The sequence below is a fragment of the Rhizobium sp. CG4 genome (assembly GCF_023701965.1).
Taxonomy (GTDB): Bacteria; Pseudomonadota; Alphaproteobacteria; order Rhizobiales; family Rhizobiaceae; genus Agrobacterium.
On the sequence record NZ_JABAEG010000002.1, the window covers coordinates 216,153 to 233,296 of the forward strand.

Genomic DNA, 17,144 nt, shown 5'->3' on the forward strand with positions numbered 1-17,144 from the left:
GATCCCGTTACAAAATTCGCACTATCAGTTCTGCGGCTTGATCAGCCAGATTTGGATATCCCAGCTGCCCTTGCCGTTTATACCGGTGACTTGAAGGTCTTGTGGCGCGGGCAACGGGCCGACCAGCTTGGTTGAGGCATCGGTGCATTTCGATTCGCCCTTGAAGCAAACCAGAACCAGCCCCTTCTGACGCGCTAGTTCCGGTGTCAGATAACCTTTGGCATATTCCGCCGAGTTGCCATCCACAATCAGCGGTGCGTAACGCGAGTAGAAGGACGTGCCATCAGCCAGACCACGGCTGCCCGCGACATAAAAGCCCTTGGCACCGCCACTTTCCGCCAGCCATAGCTCATCGATGCGGTCGGACACGGCCTCCAGGGGCACATTGCGGAATGATTCAAACTCACCGTAGTTACGGTCCACCATGGCGATGACAGGCCCAGAAGCGCTCATGCCCAGCAGGTAGATGACGGCAACTGTCACGGCGCGTCCGATATTGCGCTGCAGCCACTGCTGCGGCACCAGAAGCGCAATCAGCACGGCAATTGGCGTGAAGATCGGCAGTACCCAGACGGCGCTCAGTTCTGCCTGCGCGGCAAAGCCCAGAATGATCGTCAGGATGAATGGCAGGATGCTGAAGGCCAGCAGCGCGCGACCCTGAACGCTGTCTCGCAGGCGGGCAATATTGGCAGGCTGAAAGGCCGGGCCCTTTTCGCTTTTGTCATGACGCACCAAAAGCGCAACCAGCAGAGCGCCAATCGTATAAAGCGGCACGCCCACCACGAATTTCAGCGCCTTGGTGAAAATGTGCAGCCATTCGCCATCACCCTGCTCTGCGGCATAAACGATGGGCAGGAAATCATGCTCGAACAGCCAAAGGACATGGCCGGCAATGGTGACGAAAAACACCACCAGCACGGTGAGACCGAAGGTGGACAGCAGCGCCGCACGGGCCTGCTTGTCGAAAGATGCATGCAGGAACAGCGCCAGCAGAACGACACCGGAGTGATATTTGGTCAGCATGGCCGCAGTGGCCAACAGGCCAATCATCACGGCATCAACAATCCGGCGTCCTTCAAGGCCGCGCAGATAGAATACGAACAGCCAGGCCCAGATTGGCGTCATTGCCGAATTGGCATTGTATTTGATGGCCAGGAACGACAGTGGCGGCATCAGCATGGCGCAAATGACCGCCATCAACTGCACATTGCCATCACCAAAGCGGGCAGCAATGCGCCAGACGGCAGCAAAAGTCAGACCGCAATTGACGGCGGAAAACAGGAAATAGGCCCAGTTCTCATGTGGGAAAACGGCAAACCATGCGGCCGTGGTCCAGCCGAAGAATGGCGGATGTTTGTATGTGCCCCACTGCCACAGCGCGCCCCAGGCGTAGTTTTCAACCATGTCGCCATATTGGTCGAGGTTGAGCTTGGAGAATGCGGCATGCATGGTCAGCGCCAGAACGAACAGCAGAATGACGCCGACAATCGAGGCCGTCTTTCCCTGAGCAAACGCAATTTTGTCCGAACGTTCCATGGCCGATTTCCCAACAGCACGCCCTGCTTCAAGCGGCTTGATTTCATAACTTCACAAGGTCGAAGTCCCGATAGCACAACCAAAGGGGACAAGCATTACGCAGTTGTGCATTCCTGCGCTTTTACGCAGAAAATCAAGGCTGGATTAGGTGCGAAAATCCGGCAACCAGTGACGCATCTCTGAAATCATCACGCCATGCCATGAATGCAAAAAAGCCGCCCCGAAGGGCGGCTTTTTCAAAATCAACTTCGCAGCGATTAGCGCGAGTAGAATTCGACCACGAGGTGTGGTTCCATGACGACTGGGTATGGAACGTCAGACAGAGCTGGTACGCGAGCAAAGGTCGCAACCATCTTGTTGTGATCAACTTCGATGTAGTCAGGAACGTCACGCTCCGCGAGCGAAACAGCTTCCAGAACAACGGTCAGCTGCTTGGACTTCTGACGAACTTCAACAACGTCGCCTGGCTTGCAACGGTAAGAACCAACGTTAACGCGAACGCCATTAACCGTGACGTGGCCATGGTTGATGAACTGACGCGATGCGAAAACGGTTGGAACGAACTTTGCGCGGTATACGATCGCGTCCAGACGGGACTCGAGCAGACCGATCAGGTTCTCGGAAGTGTCACCCTTGCGACGGTTAGCTTCGTCGTAGGTTGCGCGGAACTGCTTTTCACGCAGTTCACCGTAGTAGCCCTTGAGCTTCTGCTTGGCGCGCAGCTGCGTGCCGAAGTCGCTCATCTTGCCCTTGCGGCGCTGACCGTGCTGGCCAGGACCGTATTCGCGGCGGTTTACTGGGGACTTAGGACGACCCCAGATGTTTTCGCCCATGCGGCGGTCAATTTTATACTTAGACGATTCGCGCTTGCTCATCGTATTTCCTTCTCAACATATTATACCGGTTTGTTGCCAAACCGGATTAAGGAAACACGCCCTCCTCTGAGTTCTGTTGATGAACTCTGACAGGTCTCTCACATTTGCGAATGGAGAAGCCACGGGACATGTCGGTGATGTTGACTACCGAACGTCAGTTATTAAAACTGCAAGGCAGTCAACGAAACACACCGGGCTTTGCGGCCCGGCGTTGATGGGGCTTCTAGGTGGCCTTCATAAAATTGTCAACGAGAAAAAAATTGCATCCCGCCCTTGAAAGCGCATTTTCCTGCACTATTTCGTTTGTCGTGATCAGGACTCGGGCCCCTCTGGCGTATTACCGGACAATACGTGATGTCGAGTCTCTTTAGGTTGGGGCCCACGTTTATTTCTGTCACACGTTCCCCAGCCATATAGCCAACCTGTCCGGCAAAGGTTGACTGATGGACTTTCTGTTCTCGGATTTTCTCGGCACCCCCACATGGATGTGGGCGGTCTTCATTTCTCTCGTTCTTGGCCTTTTGGCACTGGACCTTGGTGTTCTGCATAAGAATTCCAAGGAAATCGGCATTCGCGAAAGCTTGCTGATGTCCGCTTTCTATATTGTCATCGGTTTGTCCTTCGGTGGCTGGATCTGGTACCAGTCGGGCCAGCAGCCTGCCATGGAATATATCACCGGCTTCGTGGTGGAAAAAAGTCTGGCGATGGACAACATCTTCATCATCGCCATGATCTTCTCCTATTTCGCCATTCCGCGCCAATACCAGCACCGCGTGCTGCTGTGGGGTATTCTGGGTGTGATCGTGCTGCGTGGCATCATGATTGCCGCTGGCGCTGCCATCGTCGAAAACTTCCACTGGGTGCTGTACCTCTTTGCGGCCTTCCTGGTGTTTACCGGCCTCAAGATGCTGTTTTCGGCCGATCATGATGAGAACGATCTCGACAACAACCGCATCCTGAAGTTTCTCAAGCGCCACCTGCCGCTGACAAACCGCCTCCATGGCGAAAAGTTCTTCGTCAAGGAAACCGACGAGAAGACCGGCAAGCTGAAAACCTTTGTCACCCCGCTGTTTCTGGCGCTGGTGATGGTGGAAATTGCCGACCTGATCTTTGCGGTTGATTCGATCCCGGCGATCTTTGCGATCACCACCGACCCGTTCATTGTCTATACGTCGAACATTTTCGCGATCCTTGGCCTGCGTGCACTCTACTTTGCGCTGGCAGCCCTGATCCACCGCTTCGCCTATCTCAAATATGCGCTGGCTGCGGTTCTGGTGTTCGTTGGCTCGAAAATCTTCGTGGCTGACATGCTGGGTCTGGCAAAAATCCCGCCTGCCGTCTCGCTTGGCGTGACCGTCGCAATTCTGGTGACCGGTGTTGTCGGTTCGCTGTTTGCCACACGCAAGCAAGCAAAGGCTGTCGAATAATGTCGCGCTTCACAACATCCCGAAACTCCACCATCCTCGGCGCCACGCCGAGGATGGGCACCACCAGATGGCCGGTAACATCAGTCCATGTCTGCGATTTCAGCACGATGATTCTCGGACGTGATCCGAGAATGAACAACGGCAGATGGTCGGGACGCACCCGACCATAAGATAGAATAACGGCTTTAAAAAACAGCAGCCTTATTCGGCTGCCAGCGTCGCCTCATCATCAGCCGCATCCGCATCACCGGGTGCGGTTTTTGCATCAAGGTCCGGAAATGCCACGATACGCTTGCCGGAGAAATCGGCATGCACCACGACCAGCTCCTTCTCCTCGAAATAACCGAGCAGACGGCGTGCACGGCGTGCAGAATGCGTGCCATAGGCGCGAGCAATACGGGCATCAGATGGGCAAGGCTCCTCGCCCAGCGCGGCTTTAACCAGCATCAGGAATACGCCCTGCAGATCGTCGGAGACGTTTTTCGACAGATCGAGTGCCGTTTGCCAGCTTTCACTTGCCGCCATTTCGGCATCAACGCCGGAACGGGTAATTGCCACCTGACGGCGGAATTCCGACAGCGCCATCGGCGTGCCGGGAATGCGGCGCATGCGGGCACGCACCAGAAAGTCCTGATAGAGCACCGCATCGGTGCGATAGGCCGATTGCGGATCATCCAGAATTTCGTAGAGAACGCCTGAAATCTTCTCTTCGCGCTCTTCCGGCGTCATGTCCGAGGCGCTGCTGCGCTGCGGCTGTTCGGAGGCTGGCGTTATCGCGGCTGGTGTCGAGCGGGACAGCTCGGCCAGAATGTCTGTTGTCGGGCGCGGTGCCGGTGGCGTGCGGCGCACAGGCGCGCGCGTAAATTCTTCCGGGTCCGGCGTGAAGATCAGGTCTTCCACGTCCTGCGGCGCATCGGGCAGCGGCATCAGCTTGGGCGATGACGACCGAGCCGAGGTTTCCACAGCACCAATCACGATAGGCAGTGGGCGGCGCGACAGAGCCGGGCCAAGCGCCACGAAATTACCACGCTGCAAATCGCGGAACATTTCCGCCTGACGGCGGTCCATGCCGAGCAGGTCGGCTGCGCGTGCCATGTCGATATCAAGGAAAGTACGGCCCATCAGGAAGTTGGAGGCTTCCGCCGCCACGTTCTTGGCAAGTTTTGCCAGACGCTGCGTGGCGATAACGCCGGCCAGACCGCGCTTACGACCACGACACATCAGGTTGGTCATGGCGCCAAGCGATGCCTTGCGGGCATCTTCGGTTACTTCACCAGCCACGGACGGCGCAAACATCTGCGCTTCGTCGACCACCACCAACACCGGGTACCAGTATTCACGGTCGGCATCGAACATGCCGTTGAGGAATGCAGCTGCGGCCCGCATCTGCTGTTCGACATCAAGACCTTCAAGCGTCAGGACGCAGGATACGCGGTGTTGGCGAATACGGTTGGCAATACCGGCCAACTCACCCTCTGTGCGCTCGCCATCTACAACGATATGACCGAACTTGTCAGCCAGCGTCACGAAGTCCCCTTCAGGGTCAATAATGACCTGCTGAACCCAGGGGGCGGATTGTTCCAGAAGCCTGCGCAGCAGATGCGACTTTCCGGAACCGGAATTGCCTTGCACCAGCAGACGCGTGGCGAGCAATTCCTCAATGTCGAGTTTGGCAGCCTGCCCACCCGATAGCGTTCCCATGTCGATGCCGACCTGCAATGCCCTAAAACCTTATACTGTCAAAATTGATGTTGAATGCCGACTCCGAACGAGCAGCGAACCCTCCCCATAACAGAGATTTCAACGCAATGCTTCCTCGTGAAGGTAAAAATGCACAGGGAATATGCGCTGCCAACCCAATCTGGTGGAGAGAATCAAACGAACCGAATCACAGCGCCTTACGATATCAGATTGATAATCATGCCGGTTGGTCGGCTAACGGGCGGTGTTGCGAGCCTCAGCTTTCTGACGGATCGTTTTGTGATGAATTGACGTGAAATCGTTTAAAAAACAGCGTGATAGGCAGCGATTACACGTCTTGGCTGTTTTGAAAGAAAATTCACCGGGGCGGCGATTACGAAATATTAAAGCCTTGCGGAACACATATGGAACATATAGTGTATGTTCTGCATTTGTTTCGATTTTCATCAACGGTTGGGGTGCGACTTCATGCTCACACGCAAACAGCAGGAACTGCTTCTTTTCATTCACGAAAGAATGAAGGAATCCGGTGTTCCTCCCTCATTTGATGAGATGAAGGATGCGCTTGATCTCGCGTCCAAATCCGGCATTCACCGGTTGATCACAGCGCTTGAAGAACGTGGCTTCATTCGCCGCCTGCCAAACCGGGCACGCGCACTGGAAGTCATCAAACTTCCTGAAGCCTATTCGCCAAGCCTCAAACCACAGCGTGGCTTCTCACCAAGTGTGATCGAAGGCAGCCTTGGCAAACCAAAACCGGTTGTCGCCCCTGCTCCGACCCCCGCCCCTGTCAGCGCCAATGATGGCGGCAGCTCGGTATCGGTGCCGATGATGGGACGGATCGCGGCCGGTGTCCCGATCTCCGCCATCCAGAACAACACACATGATGTGTCCGTGCCGGCTGACATGCTGGGTTCTGGTGAACATTACGCACTGGAAGTGCGCGGTGACTCGATGATCGATGCCGGCATCTTTGACGGCGACACGGTCATCATCCGCAACGCCAAGACCGCCAACCCCGGTGATATCATCGTGGCGCTGGTCGATGATGAAGAAGCGACCTTGAAGCGTTTTCGTCGCAAGGGTGCATCGATTGCGCTTGAGGCGGCAAACCCGGCCTATGAAACCCGTATTTTTGGACCTGACCGCGTCAAGATCCAGGGCAAGCTGGTTGGCCTGATCCGCAGATACCACTAAGCGGTCATCAGCAGACCCATATCACTGCCAGGTGACGCGCCAGCGCGTCATCGCTACTGTCGCCGGAAAACACCCGACACAACTGGCCTTCAACTCACTTTAGCCTAGCGACGGTCCAGCAGTTGCGAGACATGTTCTGGCACTTCCGTTTCAAATGTCCTGCTGCGCCAGTTATAATAACGATGCATGGTCCATGGACGGTAGGAACCATAAATGGCAGCCGTCATCCTCTCGATCGGCAAATGCTGGTTTGCGGCGGTTGTTGCCTCAGTTGAAAATGTGATCTCCAGCGAACCGGTGCGCCGCAATGTCTGGGCACTGAGTAAAAAGGCGCCGGAGCGGCAGGTTTCAAATGATGTGGGACGCGTGGTGATAACCACAGAACCGATGTCGCAAGCGAGACCAAGATATCTGTTATCCAGCACGGAAATCACCACCTGCCCCTTCGCTGATCTGGCGATGCACCAGCTGTCGCGGCGGCAGGTAAAGGCATCGGTTGCATTTGTAACGGCGGCAGACATCACCTGCCTTTCAGCCTGAATGATGTGTTCGTCCAGCATCGGCCGTCGTGATCGTGGTGGCGCGGCATCAGTATTGCCAGTCGTTTTGTCATTGGCATCGTCAGGCGATGGTTCTGGGGCTGGCAGTTCCGGCAGCATGTTTGGCCGAATATATTTGTCAGGTAAGAACAAAGCCCGCGCCCATTGGTCATAGATAAAGCCGGATGGGCGTTGGCTGGTGCTGGCAACCTGATCCTTGCCAACCAGTGCCATCAGTTTCCCGTCCTCAAAAACCACCAGATCGGGATTGTCCTGTTGCCGTGACAGCACAAACAACCCAAGGACTGCCAGCAGGAACACAGCACTTACCCAGGCAAGTCGGGTGCGAAACAGTGTCAGCACCAATAGGCCAAGCGTTCCGGCGCCCAGAAACCATTGATGCTGTCGTCCGACCCCGGCATCGCCTCCCCATGAGGCGACATAGGTGGCAATATCAATTGTCATCGCCATGCCGTAACCCATGACGGTCAGAAACGGACCATCCAGCCCAAAGGGCATCAGTAACATGGCGATCAAGGCAAAGGGCATGACGATGAAAGACATCACCGGCATGGCGGCGAGATTTGCCGCCAGTCCATAGGTGGTGACACGGTGAAAATGCTCCATCGAATAGATGGCCGTGGATACCCCACCAATCAGCGAGGTCACGACAATACCGGCGCAGAAGCTGCCAAGGATGGAAGCACCCTTGAGGGCGATCGGCATATTACTTGGCCGGAAGGTTGCGCTGTCTTGTGCGGCGCGCCGCCGTGTCCAGAAACCATACGCGGCGACCAGCGCAATGGTTGCGGCAAAGGACATCTGGAAACTTGGCCCCATGACCTCTGACGGCGAAACGCAGATAATAATGATGGCGGAAATGGCAACATTTCTGAGGCTGATCGAGGGACGGTCAAACAGCACGGCGATCAGCATGATCGACATCATCAGCCAAGCCCGTTCGGCCGACACTGCAAATCCTGAAATCAGGTAGTAGGCGAGCGTCATGACAAGGGCGGCAAAGGCAGCGATCTTCTTGACCGGCCGCCTCTCGGCAAAACCCGGAAAACAGCTGAGTGCCGTGCGCAAGCCAACGAAGAATATGCCCGATGCCAGCGCCATGTTGAGGCCCGAAATGGCAACGATATGGGCAAGGCCGGACACACGCAGTGCTTCCATGGTGGTTTCTGATATCGCCCGCCGTTCATCGGTTATGATCGAGGCGGCAAAAGCGCCGGCGTCGCCGCCGATCGTGCTGCGGATGCGCTCGGCAATGGCGCTGCGCAATTGATAAAGTCCTGTATCAGTCACGCTGAGCCAGTGGCCGCGTTCCGCAATGCGGCGTTTGATCGCCTCACTCACCGCAGGCTGTGGCGCTCCATAAAAGAAACCGGTTGCACCTATGCCATTAAAATAGCCGGAAAAGGCAAAGTCATTCAGACCAGGCAAGGCCGGTCCTGAGGGTGGAGACAGGCGTGCGCGGCCGGTAACGCCCTGCCCGATTTCTATCGGTTGATGGCGACTTCTTGATAGTGCCGTGATCTTCTGCGGCGGGCGCGACAGTAGAGGGTTTTCAGTTCCGGTGACCGATATGATGTAGCGCCAGTAACCGCGCGCATCCACCTCGCGTCGCTCGACAACACCTGACACGACTGTGGTGACCGGCGTATCAATAATGACGGTATCCTGCCGCCAAGTTTGCAATTGCGCCAGCAGCATGCCTGCCAGACACAGCGCAACAAGGTTAAGCAATCCTGCCAGTTTTGCCGCGCGGTACCGCAGGGTGACCGCAAGTGTGCCGGCTAAACAAAAGCCGCCAGCAAGCAGGTAGGGTGACGGTGTCTGAAGGCTTGAAAACCAGATGATGGCACCGACTGCCAGAAAAACCGGAATACAAAGAAAGCCGTGGCCATAAGCCTTTTCGATGTCCAACATGCGCGACAGCGACGATATCCGGCCGGATAAATTCCCTGCCGTTGCAGACTGTTCATAAACCTCTGCTACCCCGCCCTGATACCGTTGCAGAGCAAAGGAATCACCCTCACCGGGGAGATCCAGTCTCAACGGTTCCTGCTGTCGCAATTCTTGCGATGGTCTTACAGTCAAACCCGCAGCTCCCCCGCCGGACAGGGGGTAATTTGCAACCGGCACAACAACAATGCAACCACTTATATTTTAAGGAAGCATTGACCTAATATGAAACAGTGAAACGCCAAAAGCCTAGTTTTTGGCACAAGTTGATACCGCAACGCACAATTTGCCTTTTGGATAGCTTGGCATATGGCGCAGGATCAGATAGCTATCCTGAACGCTTAACGCCTAGATGCCTCACGGCATCCAAAACGCATGTTCTCGGAGGATTATGATGACGGAAAAAAGCGCTTCTATTACGCTCGGCGACAAGACAGTAGAACTTCCCATTCGAGAGGGAGCGATAGGCCCAGACGTCATCGACATCGCTGCTTTGTACAAGCACACCGGCAATTTCACCTATGATCCCGGCTTCACATCGACTGCATCTTGCGAATCCAAGATCACCTATATCGATGGTGACGAAGGCGTCCTTCTGCACCGTGGTTACCCGATCGAGCAGCTTGCCGAAAAGGGCGATTTCCTTGAAACCTGCTACCTGCTTCTGTACGGCGACCTGCCAACAGCAGAACAGAAAAAGGATTTCGACAACCGCGTAACGCGCCACACCATGGTGCATGAACAGATGACGAAGTTCTTCAGCGGTTACCGTCGTGACGCACATCCGATGGCCGTGATGGTTGGCACCGTTGGTGCCCTGTCTGCCTTCTACCACGACTCGACCGACATTACCGATCCGCACCAGCGCATGGTCGCAAGCCTTCGCATGATCGCCAAGATGCCGACAATCGCGGCAATGGCTTACAAGTATCACGTTGGCCAGCCATTTGTTTACCCGAAGAACGACCTCGACTACGCGTCGAACTTCCTCAACATGTGCTTTGCCGTTCCATGCGAAGAGTACAAGGTGAACCCGGTTCTGGCCCGCGCCATGGACCGTATCTTCATCCTGCATGCTGACCATGAGCAGAACGCTTCGACCTCGACTGTTCGCTTGGCTGGTTCTTCCGGTGCAAACCCGTTCGCCTGTATTGCAGCTGGTATTGCCTGCCTTTGGGGCCCTGCCCATGGCGGCGCCAACGAAGCAGCGCTCAACATGCTCAACGAAATCGGCTCTGTTGACCGTATTCCTGAGTATATTGCCCGCGCCAAGGACAAGAACGATCCGTTCCGCCTGATGGGCTTTGGTCACCGCGTGTACAAGAACTACGACCCGCGCGCCAAGATCATGCAGAAGACCATGTATGAAGTGCTCGAAGCAACGGGCAACGGCGACGACCCAATCATGCAGGTTGCTCTTGAGCTTGAAAAGATCGCCCTTTCCGATCCGTACTTCGTTGAAAAGAAGCTGTACCCGAACGTCGACTTCTACTCCGGCATCACGCTGAAGGCTCTCGGCTTCCCCACAACCATGTTCACGGTTCTGTTTGCTCTGGCACGTACCGTTGGCTGGATTGCCCAGTGGAACGAAATGATCGAAGATCCGCAGCAGCGTATCGGCCGTCCGCGCCAGCTCTACACCGGTGCACCACAGCGCGATTACGTACCAGTCTCCAAGCGTTGATTGGTTAGTGAATGACACAAAACACCGGCGCTCTCGCCGGTGTTTTTTTATGCGCGTGATTCCGGTGGCATCATGTGGTGTGACGACACTCGCTGACAGACAGTACCTCGCCTACTTATTCCCGTGCTTGTCACGGGAATAATGAGGAGAGCTTGTTGAGATGTTGGAGCCAGACAATGAGCGTGGCGCAAGCAAATAACCCCTCACCTGAAAAATCTATGACTTAGCGTTGCTAAGGCCATGATTTTTCTTCCTCTCCCACAAGGGTAGAGGTAGGGGCGCAAGTGGCACGCCACCCACCCCTCTTTTCTGTACTTGTTACAGAAATCCAGTCGGCGCGCGTCTGCGCGGCCGGGGAAACTTATATCAGCCCAAAGACTTGGGCTGGGACTGGATCCCTGTGACAGGCACAGGGAAGAGGGAGATTGTGGTGACCGTTTTCGCGTAACAGCCAGCGATAGTCTTAGCGGCTGACATTTCCCTGGCGTCATCCTCGCCATTGTGGCGAGGATCTAACCACGCCGCATCAGTTTCGCTCAATGATAGGTGATTGGATCCTCGGGACAGGCCCTGACATGACGGAAGAGTGCGGGACACCGATAGCCCCAATCGACCGTTTGTGCGCTCCACAAACGAGCCAGCACAAAACAAAAGGCCGAAGCATCACGCCCCGGCCTTTTCACATTTAATCACCACGACCGAGCGGCATGTCGCCGCCCTGCCCTTTGCGGCTCTATTATTCGATATCGAAGGACACGCCCTGCGCCAGTGGCAAGGCCTTGGAGTAGTTGATGGTGTTGGTTGCGCGGCGCATATAGGCCTTCCACGCATCCGAACCGGACTCACGGCCGCCACCGGTTTCCTTTTCGCCACCAAAGGCGCCACCGATTTCTGCACCTGACGTGCCGATATTGACGTTGGCAATACCGCAATCCGAACCATCGGCCGACAGGAAGCGTTCCGATTCCTGCAAGTCACGGGTGAAGATCGACGACGACAGGCCAGCGGAAACAGCATTGTGATCATCGATCACGGCGTCAAAATCGCTGTACTTCATCACGTAGAGAATAGGTGCGAAGGTTTCTTCCAGAACTGGGCCGTCCTGCTTTGGCATTTCCACCAGAGCAGGCTTGACGTAATAGCCGTCAGCGGCGCCCGTATCGACACGTTCACCACCAAGAACCGTACCACCGTGGTTCTTGGCTTCACCGAGCGCCTTCTGCATGCCGTCAAAGGCCGCTTTATCGATCAGCGGACCAACCAGCGAGGATGTTTCCAGCGGGTTGCCGACGGACACCGAGCTGTAAGCCTTCTTGAGGCGCGGAACGAGCTGATCGTACACGCTGTCATGCACAAACAGACGACGCAGGGTCGTGCAGCGCTGGCCAGCGGTGCCCATGGCGCCAAAAGCGATGGCGCGCAGTGCCATGTCGAGATCGGCCGATGGGCAAACGATACCGGCATTGTTGCCGCCAAGCTCCAGAATGGAACGGGCAAAACGCTTGGCAAGGCGTGGACCAACCTCGCGGCCCATGCGGGTGGAACCGGTGGCAGACACCAGCGGCACCTTCGGGTGGTCAACCAGTGCTTCACCGACAAAACGATCGCCAATCAGCACCTGGCTCAGGCCCTCTGGCGCATCGCCAAAACGGGCAACGGCACGCTCAAAAATGCCCTGCACGGCAAGCGCCGTCAGCGGTGTCTTTTCGGACGGCTTCCACACGACCGAGTTGCCGCAGACCAGCGCCAGCGCCGCATTCCACGACCAGACAGCGACCGGGAAGTTGAAGGCGGAGATAACGCCGACAACACCGAGGGGATGCCAGGTCTCCATCATGCGGTGGCCGGGACGTTCTGTCGCAATGGTCAGGCCATAAAGCTGGCGGGACAGACCAACCGCGAAATCGCAGATGTCGATCATTTCCTGGACTTCGCCCAGACCTTCGGACGGGATCTTGCCGGCCTCCAATGACACCAGACGACCAAGATCGGTCTTGAAGGCGCGCAGTTCCTCACCCAGCAGGCGAATAAGTTCGCCACGGCGTGGTGCCGGCACCAGACGCCATGCCTTGAAGGCAGCATCGGCCTTTTCAACCACTTTTGCCACCTCAGCGACCGACACGGTCTTGAGGTCTGCAACCTTCTGGCCGGTAACCGGGCTGAAGGATGGCATGTTACCACCGGTGTAAAGGCTGGACGAAACGCCCATCTTTTCCAGCAGGTTTGCCGCTTCCTTTACCACATCGATTTTCTGGGTTGCTGCGTCCATTTTAAGCTCCATTTTCCCCGCAGTGGCGGCGCTTCATCCATACTGGCGAAAAACACTCTGCCCTGCACTTCAATTTTCGGTCTTCTTTACCGTGTCGCGGGTCTGAACAGGCCAAAACCTGCTATTTGTTACGGGCCTTGGCTGTTTGTTTTACGCATGTCGTTATTGCAAAACCCATGGATTTTGCACGACATGCCGTCGTTTCCCACTTGACGAAAAGTGCCAGTTTATTCTTTCTCGTAATCATATACGCCAGGATTGACCGGTTTCAAATGACGAAACCAATTATGTTGATGCGAGATCGGAATAATGGACCCCAGACGCCGCCTGATACCTGACATCGTGACCTTACAGGCTTTCGAGTGTGCGGCACGGCATGGCAACTTCACACGGGCCGCCGAAGAACTGAACCTGACACAAAGTGCCATCAGCCGCCAGATCCGTGATCTGGAAGCGCAAACTGGCATGCAGTTGTTTGAGCGCATCAGGCGACGCGTGGTACTGTCACAGGCCGGACGCAAGTTTTTGCCCGATGTGCAGCGCCTTTTGCAGCAGTCCGAACAGTTGATGGTGCGCGCTGTTGCATCAGGCGAGTCCGGCTCTGCCCTGTCGATTGCCTCCCTGCCGACCTTTGGTAGTCGCTGGCTGATGCCGCGTCTCAACAAGTTCATCGAGAGCCACCCCGATACGGTCATCACCGTTGCGTCGCGTTCGCACCCGTTTGATTTTGACGAGGAAGGGTTTGACCTTGCCATTCATTACGGGCAGCCAGTTTGGGCGCATGGCACCTGCACCTTTCTGTGCAATGAGGTGATCCTGCCTGTGGCCAGCCCTTCGCTGTTGGCGAAGGCGACCATCACCAACCCCACTGACCTGCAGACCATGCCGCTGCTGCACCTGACCACCCGACCCAAACTGTGGTCGGAATGGTTCGAGATGAGCAAGGTCACGGCCGACAATGCCTTCCGTGGCAACCGTTTTGACCAGTTCTCCATGGTGATAGAAGCGGCAGCCAGCGGCATGGGCATTGCCCTTCTGCCGCGTTACCTGATTGAGGCCGAGCTGGCATCCGGCCGGTTGCAGGTGCTATTCGACCTGCCGTTGACCACCGACAACAGCTATTACATCGCCACCCCCGAGGGTCGGCAGGACAACATGCTGGCGCGCGCCTTCCAGACATGGCTATTGAGTGAGGTCAGTCGCTAGGGCCGCCACCGCAGATACCATATCGCTTTAAGGTTCAGGCCCTGGCGCCAAAGGCAGTCAGAAGGAAGTTGGCGGCGATCACCGCGCCGTCCTGCGAAATCGTGTGGCCAACACCGTGCAGCGTGTGCAACTCGGCACTCACGCCTGCCTTGGTCAGTGCTGCTTTTGCCTTTTCACTTTCGGCAAAGGGCATGACGTGATCGGCCGTGCCGTGAATGAGCGACAAGCGTGTGGTTTCCGACGGCGCATAGGGTTCCGGTGAGGCAAGCCTGCCGGAAAATGCAACGACGGCCGCCACGGGCCAACGACCGGAAGCCACCGCATCAAGCGCCATGATGGAGCCCTGCGAAAACCCAACCAGCGCCACGCGGTCGAGGTTGCTCGTCAGCGCGTGGCGGGCGATAATATCGCCCAGCACTTCATCAAAGGCTGCACGCGCCTCCACGACACGCTGTGGGCGGTTGGCTTCTGTCACACCATCAATACTGAACCACTGGCGACCCGGGCCATTGCCAAAACTGAATGGCGCGTCCGGGCTTTCAAAATCCATGTCCGGGGTCGACTGGCGCAGAAAACTACCAAGTGGCGCGAGGTTGGCACCACCGCTGCCAACGCCGTGCAGGCCGATAACCAATTTGCGTGTGGAATTGGATGTCATGACAACCTCCCTCAGGATAGCGAAACCGGTGCCAGACCCGGCAAATCAGGGCCAAAAGGCACGATCTGCGTCGGGTTGAGCGCCTTGATCGAATAATAACCGCGCTTGATGTGGTCGATACTGACGGTTTCACGCACGCCCGGCACATCAAGCATCTCATTGAGGAAGCGGCTGAGTGCCGGATAATCGGCAATGCGCTTCAGATTGCATTTGAACAGGCCGTAATAGGCCGCATCAAACCGCACCAGCGTTACAAACAGGCGGATGTCGGTTTCGGTGACCGTGTCACCGAACAGGAACGGACCCTTACGCTCAAGGCGGGTTTCCAGCTCTTCCAGCGTGTTGAACACATCGGCAAAGGCCTCGTCATAAGCACCTTGTGTGGTGGCAAAACCGGCGCGGTACACACCATTATTGAGGTTGGGGTAAATGCGCTCATTCAGCGCATCGATCTCGGCACGCAAATGCGTCGGGTACAGATCAACCGAATTGTCGGCCAGATCCCCAAAACCCGAATTCAGCATGCGAAGAATATCCGCAGATTCATTGTTGACGATGGTGTCTGTCTGTTTGTCCCACAACACAGGCACCGTGGCGCGACCGGTGTAGTGCGGGTCTGCGCTGGTATAGATCTGATGCATATAGGACTTGCCATTGATCTCGTCGCGGTTTGCGCCTGGATAGTCGCCAAAACGCCAGCCTTCGTCCGAGATGGAGGGCTCGACCACTGAAACGGAAATCACGTCCTGCAGTTTCTTGAGATTGCGGCCAATCAACGTGCGTGATGCCCAGGGGCAGATCAGCGCGACATAGAGATGGTAACGACCCGCTTCTGCCTTGAAACCACCCTCACCTGTCGGTCCCGCCGAACCATCCGCAGTGACCCAATGACGGAACCCGGATGTCTGGCGCACGAAACCGCCCTTGGCATCCGTCGCCTGAACAGGGTGCCAATCTGAAGTCCATTTTCCGTCGACAAGCATGTTAAGATCCTCATTCGGTCATCTGATGGGATCGTTATGAAGCCATAGGCTTAATGGCCACAAGCCACGCATTTGTTGACGCACTGTAACCGATCAGAACGTTTTCAGGAATAACGATTGAGACTGTCGCCGGTTCACAGCCGATTGCGGAAAAACGGGTTCCAGCGCACGGTGCCCAAGCGGATTTTTTCACGGAACATGGTCAGCAGGCCAGCACCGGCAATAACCACCAGACCGGCGACCGCCAGACGGTCCGGATATTCGCCGAAAAACAGCGATCCAATCGCCACCGCCCAGAGGATTTGCGAATAATGCGAGGGCGCAATCTGGCTGGCTGGCGCAATCTTGGTGGCAATCAGCAGGGTAATCTGGCCGATGGCCGTAAAGGTGCCGATCAACGCGAACACGCCGAAATATTTCAATTCCGGCATCTGGAAGGTCGGAACGGAGGCAAGGCCGTTAAACAACAGGCCGTAGATCAACAGCACGCCCATGATCGAGGTGCGTTTTTCCTTACCCGCCAGTGAGCGCAGAAGCACGATGGTCAGGCCCGCCAGAAAGGCCACCGCAACCGCTGCGGCGTGGCCAAGATGCAGTTCACGAAAACCCGGACGCACGACCATCATCACCCCGACAATGCCGGCACAAACGGCGGCCCAGCGCCAGATGCCAATATCCTCCTTCAGCACCAGTGCCGAAAGAATGGTAACGAACAGCGGCGACAGGAAGATCAGCGCATAGGCTTCGGCCAGCGGAATGGTGGTGAAGGCATAGATGCCGAGAATACCGGCCAGCAAGCCGGAAATCGCACGGCCATGCACCGCCCATGGGCGGCTGATACGCCAGAACTCACGCCAGCGCTCGTCCTTCGGCTTGGTGAAAAAGATGATCGAGGCGGAAAACAAAATGCTGAAAAAGCCGATCTCAAACACACTGACCTTGCCGCCCAGCGATTTGATCAGGGCGTCTCCCCCCGAAAAGCTTGCGTAAGCAAGCAATCCCAGAAGAAAACCCGTATTCATTGGCAGACTTTCGACAGTGTCAGAGCGTGATGAAGGCGAAAAATGGGGGCAGAATTGTATGCGCAGAGAAGATGTG

12 protein-coding genes are annotated in these 17,144 nt (G+C 56.2%); 4 read left to right on the forward strand and 8 right to left on the reverse strand.

Going from position 1 to position 17,144, the window contains the following annotated elements; genetic code table 11:
- Positions 1 to 24 precede the first annotated feature (24 nt).
- Positions 25 to 1,536, reverse strand: coding sequence for a glycosyltransferase family 39 protein (locus HGO37_RS06215; RefSeq protein WP_250982614.1), 1,512 nt, complete (start codon positions 1,534 to 1,536; stop codon positions 25 to 27).
- 257 nt (positions 1,537 to 1,793) lie between these two features.
- Positions 1,794 to 2,411 (reverse strand): 30S ribosomal protein S4, encoded by a 618-nt coding sequence (rpsD, locus tag HGO37_RS06220; protein WP_192491219.1) that lies wholly within the window; start codon positions 2,409 to 2,411, stop codon positions 1,794 to 1,796.
- A gap of 443 nt (positions 2,412 to 2,854) precedes the next feature.
- Between rpsD and HGO37_RS06225 the strand changes: the two genes are divergently transcribed.
- Entirely contained in the window at positions 2,855 to 3,838 is a 984-nt protein-coding gene (locus tag HGO37_RS06225; protein ID WP_250982615.1) for a TerC family protein, read from the forward strand.
- A 201-nt stretch (positions 3,839 to 4,039) separates the two neighbouring features.
- On the opposite strand, the gene HGO37_RS06230 is transcribed toward HGO37_RS06225, so the two are convergent.
- Positions 4,040 to 5,557: an ATP-binding protein gene (locus HGO37_RS06230; protein ID WP_250982616.1), complete on the reverse strand. Its 1,518-nt coding sequence runs from the start codon at positions 5,555 to 5,557 to the stop codon at positions 4,040 to 4,042.
- A gap of 450 nt (positions 5,558 to 6,007) precedes the next feature.
- On the opposite strand from HGO37_RS06230, the gene lexA reads away from it, so the two are divergent.
- Positions 6,008 to 6,736, forward strand: coding sequence for a transcriptional repressor LexA (lexA, locus tag HGO37_RS06235; RefSeq protein ID WP_250982617.1), 729 nt, complete (start codon positions 6,008 to 6,010; stop codon positions 6,734 to 6,736).
- A 104-nt stretch (positions 6,737 to 6,840) separates the two neighbouring features.
- On the opposite strand, the gene HGO37_RS06240 is transcribed toward lexA, so the two are convergent.
- On the reverse strand, positions 6,841 to 9,339 hold the full coding sequence (locus tag HGO37_RS06240; RefSeq protein WP_250982618.1) for a ComEC/Rec2 family competence protein: 2,499 nt from the start codon (positions 9,337 to 9,339) through the stop codon (positions 6,841 to 6,843).
- Positions 9,340 to 9,640: 301 nt separating this feature from the next.
- On the opposite strand from HGO37_RS06240, the gene gltA reads away from it, so the two are divergent.
- Complete coding sequence (gene gltA / locus HGO37_RS06245; protein ID WP_192491214.1) at positions 9,641 to 10,930, forward strand: citrate synthase; 1,290 nt, start codon at positions 9,641 to 9,643, stop codon at positions 10,928 to 10,930.
- A gap of 736 nt (positions 10,931 to 11,666) precedes the next feature.
- Here gltA and amaB read toward each other — a convergent pair.
- Positions 11,667 to 13,199 (reverse strand): L-piperidine-6-carboxylate dehydrogenase, encoded by a 1,533-nt coding sequence (gene amaB, locus HGO37_RS06250; RefSeq protein WP_250982619.1) that lies wholly within the window; start codon positions 13,197 to 13,199, stop codon positions 11,667 to 11,669.
- 309 nt (positions 13,200 to 13,508) lie between these two features.
- Here amaB and HGO37_RS06255 point away from each other — a divergent pair, with 309 nt between their 5' ends.
- A complete protein-coding gene (locus HGO37_RS06255) occupies positions 13,509 to 14,405 on the forward strand; it encodes a LysR family transcriptional regulator (protein ID WP_250982620.1) in 897 nt (298 codons plus the stop codon).
- Between the two features lie 34 nt (positions 14,406 to 14,439).
- On the opposite strand, the gene HGO37_RS06260 is transcribed toward HGO37_RS06255, so the two are convergent.
- From HGO37_RS06260 to HGO37_RS06270, 3 genes are all read right to left on the reverse strand, one after another.
- Positions 14,440 to 15,063: an alpha/beta hydrolase gene (locus tag HGO37_RS06260; protein ID WP_250982621.1), complete on the reverse strand. Its 624-nt coding sequence runs from the start codon at positions 15,061 to 15,063 to the stop codon at positions 14,440 to 14,442.
- Between the two features lie 11 nt (positions 15,064 to 15,074).
- Positions 15,075 to 16,046 (reverse strand): glutathione S-transferase family protein, encoded by a 972-nt coding sequence (locus HGO37_RS06265; RefSeq protein ID WP_250982622.1) that lies wholly within the window; start codon positions 16,044 to 16,046, stop codon positions 15,075 to 15,077.
- Between the two features lie 134 nt (positions 16,047 to 16,180).
- The gene (locus tag HGO37_RS06270) at positions 16,181 to 17,068 is read right to left on the reverse strand and encodes a DMT family transporter (protein WP_192487784.1); all 888 of its coding nucleotides are present in this window, start codon (positions 17,066 to 17,068) and stop codon (positions 16,181 to 16,183) included.
- Between the last annotated feature and the right edge of the window lie 76 nt (positions 17,069 to 17,144).

What these genes read in the sequence shown, in the direction of transcription:
- HGO37_RS06255 (WP_250982620.1), top strand. Translation starts at nt 13,509, where the DNA reads ATGGACCCCAGACGCCGCCTGATACCTGACATCGTGACCTTACAGGCT.
- lexA (WP_250982617.1), top strand. Translation starts at nt 6,008, where the DNA reads ATGCTCACACGCAAACAGCAGGAACTGCTTCTTTTCATTCACGAAAGA.
- HGO37_RS06260 (WP_250982621.1), bottom strand. Translation starts at nt 15,063, where the DNA reads ATGACATCCAATTCCACACGCAAATTGGTTATCGGCCTGCACGGCGTT.
- HGO37_RS06270 (WP_192487784.1), bottom strand. Translation starts at nt 17,068, where the DNA reads ATGAATACGGGTTTTCTTCTGGGATTGCTTGCTTACGCAAGCTTTTCG.
- amaB (WP_250982619.1), bottom strand. Translation starts at nt 13,199, where the DNA reads ATGGACGCAGCAACCCAGAAAATCGATGTGGTAAAGGAAGCGGCAAAC.
- HGO37_RS06215 (WP_250982614.1), bottom strand. Translation starts at nt 1,536, where the DNA reads ATGGAACGTTCGGACAAAATTGCGTTTGCTCAGGGAAAGACGGCCTCG.
- gltA (WP_192491214.1), top strand. Translation starts at nt 9,641, where the DNA reads ATGACGGAAAAAAGCGCTTCTATTACGCTCGGCGACAAGACAGTAGAA.
- HGO37_RS06265 (WP_250982622.1), bottom strand. Translation starts at nt 16,046, where the DNA reads ATGCTTGTCGACGGAAAATGGACTTCAGATTGGCACCCTGTTCAGGCG.
- HGO37_RS06225 (WP_250982615.1), top strand. Translation starts at nt 2,855, where the DNA reads ATGGACTTTCTGTTCTCGGATTTTCTCGGCACCCCCACATGGATGTGG.
- rpsD (WP_192491219.1), bottom strand. Translation starts at nt 2,411, where the DNA reads ATGAGCAAGCGCGAATCGTCTAAGTATAAAATTGACCGCCGCATGGGC.